Origin of the sequence: Longivirga aurantiaca (assembly GCF_042660085.1) — a bacterium.
GTDB classification, from domain to species: domain Bacteria; phylum Actinomycetota; class Actinomycetes; order S36-B12; family CAIYMF01; genus Longivirga; species Longivirga aurantiaca.
In genome coordinates this window covers 1053836-1067883 of sequence record NZ_JBHSTI010000008.1, presented here as the reverse complement: position 1 = coordinate 1067883, position 14048 = coordinate 1053836, and the positions used below count along the sequence as shown (strand labels likewise).

General features: G+C 67.5%; 6 protein-coding genes. All 6 read right to left on the bottom strand.

All coding sequences use genetic code 11. From position 1 onward, the window contains the following. Positions 1 to 3: 3 nt before the first annotated feature. Complete coding sequence (locus tag ACFQGU_RS09010) at positions 4 to 2808, bottom strand: DUF1156 domain-containing protein (protein WP_386765843.1); 2805 nt, start codon at positions 2806 to 2808, stop codon at positions 4 to 6. A 16-nt stretch (positions 2809 to 2824) separates the two neighbouring features. Continuing rightward, the gene (locus ACFQGU_RS09005; protein WP_386765841.1) at positions 2825 to 6394 is read right to left on the bottom strand and encodes a helicase-related protein; all 3570 of its coding nucleotides are present in this window, start codon (positions 6392 to 6394) and stop codon (positions 2825 to 2827) included. A 227-nt stretch (positions 6395 to 6621) separates the two neighbouring features. Next, on the bottom strand, positions 6622 to 9492 hold the full coding sequence (locus ACFQGU_RS09000) for a vitamin B12-dependent ribonucleotide reductase (protein ID WP_386765839.1): 2871 nt from the start codon (positions 9490 to 9492) through the stop codon (positions 6622 to 6624). A 205-nt stretch (positions 9493 to 9697) separates the two neighbouring features. After that, on the bottom strand, positions 9698 to 10231 hold the full coding sequence (nrdR, locus tag ACFQGU_RS08995) for a transcriptional regulator NrdR (protein WP_386765837.1): 534 nt from the start codon (positions 10229 to 10231) through the stop codon (positions 9698 to 9700). 475 nt (positions 10232 to 10706) lie between these two features. After that, positions 10707 to 12881 carry an amylo-alpha-1,6-glucosidase gene (locus ACFQGU_RS08990; protein ID WP_386765835.1) on the bottom strand — a complete coding sequence of 725 codons (2175 nt, stop codon included), beginning with the start codon at positions 12879 to 12881 and terminating at the stop codon, positions 10707 to 10709. Beyond that, positions 12878 to 14035: a glycosyltransferase family 4 protein gene (locus ACFQGU_RS08985; protein ID WP_386765833.1), complete on the bottom strand. Its 1158-nt coding sequence runs from the start codon at positions 14033 to 14035 to the stop codon at positions 12878 to 12880. The genes ACFQGU_RS08990 and ACFQGU_RS08985 overlap by 4 nt, the downstream gene beginning before the upstream one ends. Positions 14036 to 14048: the final 13 nt, after the last annotated feature.

Sequence of the window (14048 nt, the reverse complement as noted above, 5' to 3'; positions counted from 1 at the left end):
CCGTCAGTTCTCGTCGTCAAACGTCAACTCATCTTGGGCCACAACCTGCCGGCCGGCAGCGGTTCGCGCGGCATTCTCCACGTCGTTCCAGGCGGTTCCGAGGCCGTTGAACAGGACGGCTGTCTGCGTCCAGCCCTTCTTCTCCGACAGGCTGAAGAGCAGGTAGGCGAGCTCCTTGACCGTATCCAGATCACGTCGCGCACCAGCAGTTGCCATAAGTGCGGCCGCCCGTTCCATACCCTGCTCGCTAAGCGCCTTAGCCAGCCGAATCGCAACCTCCCAATCGCTGACCCGATCATCCGCCATCGGGTCCCAGTCCTCAGCCAGGTCGGTTGGGCCCAACAGCCGTGCCTTCCCCGCAACAGCCTTGAAGACGCCGCCTCGGGCAAGTCCCTCGACGGACGTGTTCGTGGCGCGAGCGAGAACATCCGCCTCGCCCGAGGTGCCCTCATTCCACCCGAACTGGGTGAACCACTTCACGCAGAATCGGGTGTCGGCATCGAAGTCACCTTCCTGCTCCGTCAGCACTTCGTCGAGAACCTGGTTGATCAGGGCAAGTGCCGTGCGGACGGACATGTCGGAGCCATCCGCTTCAACGACCTTGGTGTACCGCGAGAACACAGCCATGCCGGGCCCGATGGCAGCCTGCGCCAGATCCACCGGTGCCACGCTGCCCTGCTGGAGCACGCGCAACGAAGCAGGGAGTTCCTCCTTCAGCCTGGCGATGAAGGCACGTCGTGTAACCGCCTCAGCGGAAGCCGACCTCGGCCGACATGCCAGAACAATGGAGGACGCCAACGCATTGGAATCAATACTCCGCATTCGGTTACCCAGTTCCGTTCGCACCGGCCATGTCGCAGTGACCTCCCAACCGGAACTGAGCATTCCCTCGAGCAGCGTCTGCCATCCCGTGCTAGCGACGCCCTCAACATCCGTGTCCGACTGCTTGAACGCGTAGAACACTGTGATTGGGAGGTCGTTGGGCGTGTCCTTGCGAATATGAGCGAAGACGTCCCGGAACCCCTCCTCGAAGAAGCGCTCTGCAGAGGCAGCACCACCATGCCGAAAGGGTTCAGCCACAAGCTCGTCCGCCTTCGGAGTCAGCATTGTGGCAAGGGTGGTGGGAAGAATCCCGAGCAGGGAACGCCGGAGCCAAACATAGAAGAAGTCGGAGAGGTCCGCGTACCCCACGTTGTCGTAGTAGGGCGGGTCGGTAGCGACTAGAACCGATTCGTACGAACGCTTCGCGGCATCTGCTTGGGTGACATGCCCGCGATGCGACCCGGGCGGCACGTTAGGAATCGCCTTCGCGACGTTCCCCAACGACACTGTGTATCCGCCGGCATGTCGATCACTGAGGACCGGGGTCTCGGAGAAGTCCCACAACATCGGGATGGCTTGGCGGGTGAAGAGATGAATCGCCTGATCCATGCTCGGCTTCCAGCTCACAAGTGCGTTGCCAATATCGGCTACCTTCCCAAGGACCAATGCCAGGTACACAGCAACACTGTCGGCGTAGGCGGCCGAACCCGTTCCGCCGACCTCAAGGCTCCGATCATCTTGTGTCATGCCGTGTGCGGTGGCGTCAGCAAGCACACGCTCGCGGGCCTCGCCGATCAAGTCGCTGAAAGTCGTCATCGCTGTGAGCTGACGCGCTGTGAACAGATCCACGTGGCGTCGCATCCCGTAGCCCTGAACGCGAAACCCCAAGGCAGCATCGGGCAAGTCCGTTTCAGGTACATCCGCAGGTACGGCCACGTCCGCTGCCGATTCCTGCTCGGGCGTAGGTGGGAGATACAGGCGACGACGATCACCCTCGGCAACTATGGCCATGAGTCGAGTGCCGATTCGACCAGACTTGCCTTCGTCGCGCACGTATGAGAGTGGCACGCCGGTGCCGCATGCCACGCAGACGGCACCGGTGCGCGTCACCGTCCCATCGGCAGCGCCCGAGGGGCCAGCATGCACGTCATGGCCAATAGCGAACTCGACGCGGCGCGTTCCATCGCTCTTCGTCACGACCTCGGGTACGACGAAGGCTTCCTTGCCCTTCTTCTTACCCAGCCACCAGGACCGCGCCAGCGGCATCTCGATGCCGCAGGCAGGGTTCGGGCAGGTGATCGTCCGTGCCCAAATCCAGGCGATGACATTCGCCTCAGTGCCGTCGCCGAGTTTCGCCTTCGGGTACAGGTGCCCGATCCGGCGTTCCGCTTCGTCGCGCATCCATTGGCCGTACCGCCGGACATCCTCCGCGAGACCGGTAGTGCCAGTCCACGCGCCCATGCGGGAGTCGGACGCCCCAGGGAAGACTGGGGGCACACCCGACCACAACGGCGGGATCTCGATAAGCGCTCGGTTGATCAGCACCGCGACTGGATTGAGATCCGAGGCATGCGCCTCCAAGCCAAGTCGCTGAGCTTCCAGGGGAATGGAACCTCCGCCGGCGAAGGGGTCAAGGATCGTCGGCGGACGACCGCCAGTTGACCTGAGGATTTCCTGACGTGCCTCTCGGAACAGCGATTCGTCGTTGATGTTGTCCCAGTCAACAAGTCTCTCGATGATGCCGAAGAGGCGTTTGCGCTCCACGGCCTGAGCTTCGTCTGTGGGGAACTCAGCCGGCCGCGCAGAGGGGTCATCAACGAGTTGCGCGAATAGTACGGCCCGCGCAGCGGCAAGCGGTCGTCGGGCCCACCAGAGATGAAGGGTGGAAGGGTGACCGTGACGGATGGACTTCTCGCGCGCGGACTCGCGGTTGATGGCCTCCAGCGGCAGGGCGACCTCGATCAGCTTGCGCTTGACGGTGCTCACGTGACTTCTCTCTGCATCAGTGTGGTGCGGTTCCCGTCGACCATCGGGCGTCCCAGTTCATCACGTAGCGCTTGACACTGAAATCGTCGGTACCGGTCGTTTCGAAGGGACGGGTCAGGTATCTCAGGCGGTCATGGATGGGGCCGTCAGGACTCACTTCGACGAGGGCCAGGCGGTAGTCGTCGCCGAGGTTCTTGGCGGTGAGCACTTCGTTCATCGTGATGGTGAAATCATCCGCGCCAGCGATGCGGCCTTTGACCTCGATCTTCACCACACTGCCGTCAGCCGCCTGAGACCGGATGTCCCACCCTGGGTGGTTGTGTGCCATCTCCTCGGGACGTCGCCCCAGCGTTCGTTCAGCGGCGAGAACGGCGTCGACCGCCCGACGTTCGATCACAGCGGTGTCTCTGGCGTAGGTGGCTTCGGGGGCGGATCGACGGCCGAGCGCACGATCGATCAAGCCCTGGGGCAAGACGAGCGCACCACCTACAACGTACGGAGGGGCCACGGCCAAGTGCCCATCGGCATCTAGGTCAACCAGACGACGCGACAAGCGCCCCTCAAGGTCGCGCGCGCGACGATAGGCGGTCTCAGGCCGGATTCGAAGCTGGCGGCCGGCCGCCTCTTGGTCGAGGAGCTCGGCGTGGCGGGTGTCCCAGTAGTTGATCTCGCTCGTCAGTCGGTGACGCACATGGTCGCGGGTGCGTGCGACCAGTGGCAGGACGCGAGCCTCTACATCGCGTTGGTGCTCGGGGAGTGCGTGTTCGATCGCCCACGACACCGCGACGTCCTCGACGCCCGCAGCGAGCCATGCGTCGGCCAGTGCCGCCGCGACCGCCGGCCTCTCTTCCTCGCGAAGCTCCTCGTAGTCGAGGTACGGAGCAGGACCAGCGGATCGTGCATCTCCGTCGGGCGCGATCTCGACGAACTGAAACTGCTTGGACACCACCCGCGCCGGCACATGGCCATCCGAGATCTCCTGCGTCATGGCCACGAGCAGACGCGGCGACTCAGCCGGGTCGTCACGATCGACAAGCACAGCGCCTTGCTTGAGAGCGTTGTTGTTGCGTTCGATGGTGAGGTCGACGACGGCGTCGACAAGGGGGTGTCCGGGTGCGATGAGGTCCGCGCGGGGGGCGTGGCCCAGCCGGACGTAGGGCTTGTCGAAAGCAACACGCTCGTACCGGTTGAGGACAGGAGCGCCTACGCCAATCTGCCGATCCCGATCACGGATGTCAGCCGGCACGTGCGTGATCTCGTAGCGCCCGGTCTCGCGGGCGGTGATTCGTCCTCCCAATCGCGTGAACGCGGCGAGGAAGAAGGCCTGGACGTAGTGGGGCTGCAGGCGCCTGGCCTGCGCCTCCTCGACGCGACGTCGAAGCTCCTCGATGTCCGCCTCGGCCAACACCTCGCGATAGAGCGCACGTTCGGCGATGAGCTCGTCCAGGCCCTTGCTCACTGTCTCGTCGATCACCATGTTGAGGCGCTCTCGGACCTCCGGCTGGTCGCCGTAGCGGATCGCGTCGATGAGCAGCTGGCGCAACGGCCGATCCTCGAAAGCGTCGCCTAGGACATCGAACACGCGCCCCTGGTAGGCCTGGCGCTGCTCCTCGATCTTCTCCAGGAGGCGGAGGAACACTTCGCCCTCACGTGTGTTGGCCGCCAAGAGGTTCCAGAGGTGGCACACCTCGGTCTGTCCGATGCGGTGGATGCGGCCGAAGCGCTGCTCGATTCGGTTGGGGTTCCACGGCAGGTCATAGTTGACCATCAGGTGCGCTCGCTGAAGGTTCAGTCCCTCGCCAGCCGCGTCGGTCGCCACCAGGACGAGGGTGTCCTTGTCCTGCGTGAAGAGCTCTTGAACCTTGCGGCGTTCTTCGCGGCGGATCCCTCCGTGAATCGCGAGGACAGCCTCCTCGCGCCCCACCAGGCTGCGGATCTGGTCGACCAGGTAGTTCAGTGTGTCGCGATGCTCGGTGAAGATGATGATCTTGCGCAGGTTCCCGGACTCGTCGACGGTCAAGTCTGAGTCCGTGAGGATGGTGCGCAGCTCCGACCACTTCTTGTCCGTGCCGGACCAGCGGACTCGGCGAGCCAACTCGACAAGGTCGTCGAGCATGGCGATCTCAACATCGAGCTCGGCGACCGTGCGGGCGGCCGTCGCGGCGTCGACGACGTTCTCCTCCAGCTCCTCGAGCTCCTCACCCGGGAGGTCATCGAGGCGGGCTTCTAGATCTTCGTCGGTGCCCCTGCCCAGGATCTCGTCGAGGCGTTGCCGCAGCGAGATCTCCTCGGCGTGCGCGGCGGCCGCGTCCATCTCGCGTCGGCGGCCCTCGAGACGTGCCTTGCGGCGCTCGAGGCTGCGCAAGATCGCCTCGGGGCTCGAGGCAAGGCGGCGCTGCAGAACCGTGAGTGCGAAGCCGACCTGGTTGCCGCGGCGACCCTCACCTTCGGCCTTGAGGCGTTCCGCTCGGTTCATCTCCTCGCGCACGTACTGGGTGACGGCTTCGTACAGGTCCTTCTCGGAGTCGGAGAGGTCATACGGGACGGTGTAAGCGCGGCGCTCAGGGAACAGCGGCTTGCCGTCCATGGTGAGGAGCTCCTCCTTGACCATGCGGCGCATGAGGTCGCCCGGCTCCACCGTGTGGACGCCGTCGCGGAAGCGGCCCTCGAACCGATCTCCGTCGAGCAGCGCGAGGAAGAGCTGGAAGTCCTCCTGCTTGCCGGCGTGCGGGGTGGCGGTCATCAGCAGCAGGTGGCGGGTGACCCGACCGAGCACGAGCCCGAGCTGGTATCGCTTGGTCGTCTTCAGTTCCTGGCCGAAGTAGTGCGCCGACATGCGGTGCGCCTCATCGACGACGACAAGGTCCCAGTCGCTGCGTTCCAGCTGGGCGACGAGGTCGTCGCTCCGGGAGAGCTGGTCCATCCGTGCGATCAGCAGGGGGTGCTGATCGAACGGGCTGCGCTCGACGGCCTCGTCGATGAGCGACCGGGTGAGGAGCTCGAAGCGCAGGCCGAACTTCTCGTACAGCTCGTCCTGCCACTGCTCAACGAGCGACCCCGGCGCCACGATCAAGCAGCGAGCGAGATCCCCTCGGAGGATCAGTTCCTTGATGTAGAGCCCGGCCATGATCGTCTTGCCTGCTCCGGGGTCGTCAGCGAGCAGGAACCGAAGGGGCGTCCTCGGGAGCAGCTCGCCGTAGACAGCCCGAAGCTGGTGCGGCAGCGGCTCCAGGTCGCTCGTGACGACAGCCAGCATGGGGTCGAACAAAGCGGCGTACCGGATGCGGAGAGCTTCCGCGGCCAACCTCCACGAGTCGGCATCTCCGTCGAAGGCGTGACTGGGTCCCGAGGACGCCAGCCGGAGGCCGGGTTCATGGTCGCGGCCGAGGACCTGCTGGTTCGTCGCACCATGGTCGTCGCGGTAGGTCAGCGTGATGAAGTTCGAGCCGTGCCAGCGGATCGACACGACCTCGACGGAGCCCCTCCCGGTCACTCCATCGATACGGGCTCCAGGCGTGATGTCCTCCAGACGGGTCCGAAGAATCGCCTCTGCCTGCGAAGCGCCCGGAAGCGTCCCGTCGTCCACCTCGACCCCCTTGTCACCGTCGCGGCCAGGCTATCCAGGATCCGCTCCCAGTGATCATCCCCGCGCCGTCTGACAGCCACGAAAGCAAGTGGGAGGCCTCCTTCGCGGAGGCCTCCCACTTACCGACCTGATGGTCGCAATGTCACATTGACCGTTTCCGGGACATTGCTGACCGGAGGGTGGTCATTCAGCGCCCGCGTGAGCGGGACATCGAATGACCGACGACATCAGCTGCAGCCGCTGGTCGAGCCGCAGCCCTCGCAGACGTAGCAGCTGCCGGCCGGGCGCATCTTGATTCCGCAGGTCATGCAGAGCGGCGCGTCCGAGGCCTTGCCGGTGATGACCTCGAGCAGCTCGGCCGAGGAGTGGGCCTCCTTCGGTGCTGCGATCGCACCGAGAGCGGCGTCGTCCGACGACACCGACGGGGCCGAGGTCGGCGCCGACTGCGCGAGGGTCTCGAGCTCCTCGGTCACGGCCGCGGCGATCTCGGCGGCCGGGGCCGGGGTGTTGTACGAGCCGGCGACCTGCTCGGCACGCTCGTCGGCTGTGAAGATGCCGAGGGCCGAGCGCTTCTCGTAGGGCAGGTAGTCCAGCGCGAGGCGGCGGAAGATGTAGTCCATCATCGACTGCGCCATGCGGATGTCGGGGTCGTCGGTGAGACCGGCCGGCTCGAAGCGCATGTTGACGAACTTCGAGACGTAGGCCTCGAGCGGCACGCCGTACTGCAGCGCGATCGAGATCGCGATCGAGAAGGCGTCCATCACGCCGGCGAGCGTCGAGCCCTGCTTGCCGAGCTTGAGGAAGACCTCGCCCAGGCCGTCGTCCGGGTAGGAGCCGGCGGTCATGTAGCCCTCGGCACCGCCGACCGAGAAGGAGACCGTCGAGGACGGGCGCTTCTTGGGGAGCCGCTTGCGGACGGGGCGGTACTCGACGACCGTCGCAGGAGCGGCCGAGGCGGCCACGCCGTTGTCGGCCTTGGTCGACTTGCCGTCCGAGAGCGGCTGGCCGACCTTGCAGTTGTCGCGGTAGATCGCGAGGGCCTTGATGCCCATCTTCCAGCTCTGGAAGTAGACCTCCTCGATCTCCTCGACCGTGGCCTCCTCCGGCATGTTCACCGTCTTGGAGATCGCGCCCGAGAGGAACGGCTGGCAGGCCGCCATCATCCGCACGTGGCCCATGGGCGTGATCGAGCGCTCGCCCATCGCGCAGTCGAACACCGGGTAGTGCTCGGTCTTGAGGCCGGGCGCGTCGACGACGTGGCCCTTGTCGGCGATGTACTCGACGATCGCCTCGACCGTCTCCTCGGTGTAGCCGAGCTTGCGCAGCGCCCGCGGGATCGTCTGGTTGACGATCTGCATCGAGCCGCCGCCGACGAGCTTCTTGAACTTCACCAGCGAGAAGTCGGGCTCGATGCCGGTGGTGTCGCAGTCCATCATGAAGCCGATGGTGCCGGTGGGCGCGAGCACCGAGGCCTGCGCGTTGCGCCAGCCGTTCTTCTCGCCGATCTTGATGCCGTCCTCCCACGCCTTCTGCGCGATCTTGAGGACGTCGGCGTCCAGGCTCGTCACGTTGCGGACGCCGTCGGTGGCCGCGGCGTGCTTGCGCATGACGCGCTTGTGGGCGTCGGCGTTGCGGGCGTAGCCCTCGTACGCGCCGACGATGCCCGCGAGCTCGGCGGAGCGCTTGTAGGCGCGGCCCGTCATGAGGCTCGTGATCGCGCCGGCGAGCGCGCGGCCGCCGTCGCTGTCGTAGGGCAGGCCGGTCGCCATGAGCAGCGCGCCGAGGTTGGCGAAGCCGATGCCGAGCTGGCGGTACTTGCGGGTGGTGTCGCCGATCGGCTCGGTCGGGAAGTCCGCGAAGCAGATCGAGATGTCCATCGCCGTGATGATGAGGTCGACGGCCTTGCCGAAGGTGACGGCGTCGAAGGTGTCGTCGTCCTTGAGGAACTTCAGCAGGTTGAGGCTCGCGAGGTTGCACGAGCTGTTGTCGAGGCTCATGTACTCCGAGCATGGGTTGCTCGCGGTGATGCGGCCCGTCTCGGGGTTGGTGTGCCAGTCGTTGATGGTGCCGTCGTACTGGATGCCCGGGTCGGCGCACTCCCACGCGGCCTTGCAGATCTTCTCGAACAGCGACTTCGCGTCGACGGTCTCGATGATCTCGCCGGTGGAGCGGGCACGCAGGCCGAACTCGGTGCCCTCCTCGACCGCGCGCATGAACTCGTCGGTCACGCGGACCGAGTTGTTGGCGTTCTGGTACTGGACGGAGGTGATGTCCTTGCCGCCGAGGTCCATGTCGAAGCCGGCGTCGCGGAGCACGCGGATCTTGCGCTCCTCGCTCGCCTTGGTCTCGATGAACTCCTCGATGTCGGGGTGGTCCACGTCGAGCACGACCATCTTGGCCGCACGACGCGTGGCGCCGCCGCTCTTGATGGTGCCGGCGCTGGCGTCGGCGCCGCGCATGAAGGAGACCGGGCCGCTCGCGGTGCCGCCGGAGTGCAGCAGCTCCTTGCTCGAGCGGATGCGGGAGAGGTTGAGGCCGGCGCCGGAGCCGCCCTTGAAGATCAGGCCCTCCTCGCGGTACCAGTTGAGGATCGAGTCCATCGTGTCGTCGACGCTCAGGATGAAGCAGGCGCTGACCTGCTGCGGGCTCGTCGTACCGACGTTGAACCACACCGGGCTGTTGAAGCTGAAGACCTGGTGCAGCAGCATCCAGGTGAGCTCGTGCTCGAAGACGGTGGCGTCCTCCTCGGTGAGGAAGTAGCCGTAGTCCTTGCCCGCCTTGGTGTAGGTGAGCACGACGCGGTCGATGAGCTGGCGCAGGCTCCGCTCGCGCTGGTCGGTGCCGACCGCGCCGCGGAAGTACTTCGTGGTGACGATCGTGGAGGCGTTGACCGACCAGAAGTCGGGGAACTCCACCGCGCGCTGCTCGAAGACGGTCTCGCCGGTCTTCCAGTTGGTCTGCACCACGTCGCGGTGCTCCCAGGTGACCTCGTCGTACGGGTGCACGCCCGGCGTCGTGTAGATCCGGTCGATGGTGAGGCCCGCGACCCTGGGGGTTGCTGCCTTCTTCGACGCCTTGGCGCCCGTCGTCTCCGTCATGCGTTCCTCCACTGACCGGCTCGATCCCCCGTGGGGAGCTTGTTCGAGTCCTGCTTGTTCAACGTCTGGTGCAGTGCCCATATGCCCTGGAACTGCTGTGTTCTCGCGGTCTTCCTGTATGCGGTCCTGCTGGTCTTTCAGGTCGTGCGCGGTCGTACCGGCAGGGGAAGGAGCCGTGGTTCTGGTGGGGGCCCTGAAACGCGGATCAGGGCGAGGTGGTGCTGAGCTCGTCAGCACGGTCGCGCTCGCGTCCGGCGGCCTCTCGGCGGCCGGTGCGAAGATCGGGCCCGAGCTCTCGCTCGGCGCGCAGGAGGGCGATCTCGGCCTCGAAGTCCTCGAGGCCCTCGTACGCCCGGTAGACGCTCGCGAACCGCAGGTAGGCGATCTCGTCGAGGTCGCGCAGCGGGCCGAGGATCGCGAGGCCGACGTCGTGGCTGCCGATCTCGGCGCACCCGCTCGCGCGGACGGCCTCCTCCACCGCCTGGGCCAGCAGCGCGAGGTCGTCCTCGCTCACCGGACGGCCCTGGCACGCCTTGCGGACGCCGCTGGCGACCTTGGCGCGGCTGAACGGCTCGGTGACGCCGTTGCGCTTCACGACCGTGAGCGTGACCGTCTCGGCCGTGGTGAAGCGCTTGCCGCATTCCGGGCACTGCCGGCGACGGCGGATGCTCGTGCCGTCGCCGTCGCTGCGGGAGTCGACGACGCGGGAGTCGGTGTGGCGGCAGAACGGGCAGTGCATCGTGGCCGCCTCCTTCCCTCTCGTCGTGGGCCCGGTCTTCTCGGGCTGTGCGCAGCGGTGCCGTGGTGCGGATGTTCGGGGGTTCTTCGTGTCCGGTTTGACCCGGTTTGCTGGCTGCCTGTGCACGGATCTGTGGAGAAGCTGGGGGCAAGGTGTTCGCAACCTGTTGACCCGGCAACCACTACCTGTGGATGACTTACAGCGGTGTAACTACTAGATGTAGGGGAACCGTAGACCCCACCTCCGACAGTCCGCAAGGCTCGCCGCGGCCGGTTTCCGGGCGTGATCTTGGTCGTCGTGGGCGGGTGCGCGACACGCCTGAGATTGCTGGGTTTTCGACCCGTTCGCGTGCCGTTGGCCCGGTCGAAATCGGGGCCGGGGTCGGCGTGTCGTCGGCGTGTCGCGACCCCACCATCTGGTGCCGCGCCGTACGCCGTGCCCCTAGATCCGGTGGTCGCGCACCCCCGGGCACGGGTCAGTGCTCGTGCAGCGAGGAGAGGGGGGCCCTCGGCACCTCGGTGGCCCTCACGCCCTCCGGGAGGCCGTCGAGCGCCACGGTCGAGCCGTCGGTCGAGAGGGTCACGCGGGAGCCGCCGATGATGATGTTGCGCAGCGACATGGGCAGGTAGCGCGCGGGCAGGATCGGAGCGACCCGCACCTGCCCCTTGGACACCGACGGCTCGAGCCGGAACAGCGACCGCATGAGCATCAGCGGCGAGGCCGCGGCCCAGGCCTGCGGGGAGCAGGACGTCGGGAACGGCACCGGGGCGGCGTACTCGGTGCGGTCGAAGCCGCAGAAGAGCTCGGGCAGCCGGCCCCCGAAGCTCGCTGCGGCGTCGAGGATGCCGATGGCGACCGCCTGCGCCTCCTCGACGAAGCCGTAGCGGGCCATGCCGGCGGCGATGATCGCGTTGTCGTGCGGCCACACGCTGCCGTTGTGGTAGCCGAGCGGGTTGTAGGCGCCCATCGTGGTCGCGAGGGTGCGCACGCCCCAGCCGGTGAACATCTCCGGGCTCATCAGGTGCCCGACCACCGATGCCGCCTTGTCCTCGTCGACGATGCCGGTCCAGAGGCAGTGGCCCATGTTGGAGGCGAGGGAGTCGACGGGCGCCTTGTCACCGTCGAGGGCCACGGCGTACCAGCCCCGCTCGGGCAGCCAGTAGGTGTCGTTGAACCGGCGCTTGAGGGCGCCGGCCAGGTCGGAGTAGCGCTCCCGGGTGGCGTCGTCGCCCTGCTCGCGGGCGATGTGGGCACGCGCGAGGTAGGCGCCGTAGACGTAGGCCTGCACCTCGCAGAGCGCGATCGGCGGCTCGGCCAGGCGCCCGCCGGCGAAGTTGATGCCGTCGAAGGAGTCCTTCCAGCCCTGGTTGCGCAGCCCGTGGTCGGTGCCGCGGCGGTACTCGACGAAGCCGTCACCGTCGGCGTCGCCGTACGTCGCGACCCAGTCGAGCGCGCGGTCGACAGCCGGGAGCACGTCGGCCAGCTTCCGCTCCGGGATGCCCCAGCGGAGCATCTCGCCCACGAGCATCACGAACAGCGGGGTGGCGTCGGCGGTGCCGTAGTAGAGGTGCTCGCCGTCGCCGTGGACGTCGGTGACCGACGTGCCGTAGCGGCGCTCGTGCAGGATCCGGCCGGGCTGCTCGTCGGTCAGCGGGTTCACCGCCTCCCCCTGCGCCTCGGCGAGCGCCTGGACGGTGCCCAGCGCGAGCGACGGGTCGAGCGGCAGCGCCATCCACGAGGTGAGCAGGCTGTCGCGGCCGAACAGCGCCATGAACCACGGGGCGCCTGCGGCCGGGATCGCGCGGGTGGGGTGGTCGACGTCGAAGATCCGCAGCGAGCCGAGGTCGGCGACGCTCGTGCGCAGCGTGCGCTCGAGGTCGTCGTCGGGCGTCTCGAGGTCGGGCGACGACTCGCGCCACATCCGAGCGCGCGACGCCGCCAGCGACTCGGTGCTCGACTCGTCGTGCACCGCCGGCGCCAGCCGGACGCCGCGGATCACCGGCTCGACCGACAGCGTGGTGCTCCACTCGCCGCGCGCCGGGATGACGACGTTCCAGAGGATCCGTCCGGGCGACAGCCTCCTCGTCGCCGCGGCTGGGCCGGGGTCGTCGTCGACGACGACGTTCACGGTGGTCGCCTGCTCGGAGCGGTCGGCGCGGAACTGCAGCGACGTGGCGTCGCAGGAGGCCTGGAGGTGGTGGTGACGGGTGAGCGCCCGACCCAGCTTGACCTCGAAGAGGCCCGCGAAGTCGACGCCGACGTGCAGCTCGAGCGCGACCGCGGTGGCCTCGGGGTTGAAGCTGCGCAGGGTGATCCTCTCGCGCATCCCGTCGCCGACCTCGCGCTCGCGCACCAGGACGAGCGTGCTCTCGGTGGCACCGGTCGAGGGCTTCACCATCGTGACGAACGAGGCCTGGAACAGGTCGGACTGGATGTGCGACAAGGGCTCCAGCCGTTCGCCGTCGACCTCGAGGATCCACTGCGACAGCACCCGCAGGTCGCGGACGTAGAGGCCGAACGTGCCACCGGGCACGATGTTGCCGACGCCGGTGCTCAGGCTGAAGCTCGAGCCCTCGACCAGCGTCACGTTCGACGACTGGTCGGTCGCGGCCGCCGGCGTGCTGAGCGGCTCGAACCAGCCCGCGCTCACGGCACCGCCACCGCGTGCTTCGCGATGACGTCGGCGTACAGGGCTTCGTACTCCGACACCATGCGGCGCATCGAGAAGTAGCCCTCGACCGCTGCCCGGCACTTCCCCCGGTCGATCTCCCCGATGCGTGCCACCGCCGCGATCCCCTGCTCGACGTCGTCGACGACGAAGCCGGTGACGCCGTCGGTGATGATCTCGGGCGCCGCGCCGCGCGGGGTGACGATGGCCGGCGTGCCGAGGGCGAGCGCCTCGGTCATGACGAGGCCGAACGGCTCCTCCCATGCGATCGGGTTGACCAGCGCGACCGCCCTCCTCAGCAGCGCGTCGCGCTCGGTCGGTGCGAGCTCCCCGAGCAGGATGACGTCGCGGTCGACGAGGGGACGCACGTGCTCGTCGAAGTACGCGAGCTCGACCTCCTCGCGCATCTTGCACGCCACGACGATCGGCAGCCCGGCGCCCTTCGCGATCAGCACCGCGTCGCGCACGCCCTTCGTCGCCGACATCCGGCCGACGAACATGAGGTAGCCGCCGTCGCCGGGGCCCGGGTCGAAGCGGGCGGGGTCGAGGCCGTGGTGGATGACGTCGCGGAAGGGCAGGCCGCACGCGAGCTCCTGCTGGCGGCGCGAGATGGCTGTCAGCCGGGCGCTCTTCCCGGTGAGCGCGTAGAGGCCCCGGTTGAGGTCGGTGATGGGGCCGTGCGCGGTCGAGACGACGGGGGTCCCGACCCCGGCCGCCCGTGCCCACAGCGGGCCGACAGCCGTGTGGTCATGGATGACGTCGACCTCGCCGGCGAGCGCGTCGTAGGCACCCTGCACGTGGCGCAGCTCCTCGGCCGTGGTGTTCATCGGTGTGGGGGCGGTCTCGAACACCCACAGCCGGTGGACGGGGCACTGCGAGTCGGCGGTGGCCACGAGGGTGACGTGGTGGCCGTCGTCGGTGAGGCCGCGCGCGAGGGTGTCGACCACGAGCTCGGTGCCTCCGTAGCCGACAGGCGGCACGGGCACCCACGGAGGGGCGATGATGCCGATGCGCAGGCGGCGGCCACCCGTGCCCGATGCCGCCTGCGGCCCGTTGGGCGCCGTGGGCCGCTCGGCGCGAGGTGCCTGCTCGACACGGATCTGCGGAGCAGGGGCGATGGACGGTTCGATGACCATGGAGCACCCCCAT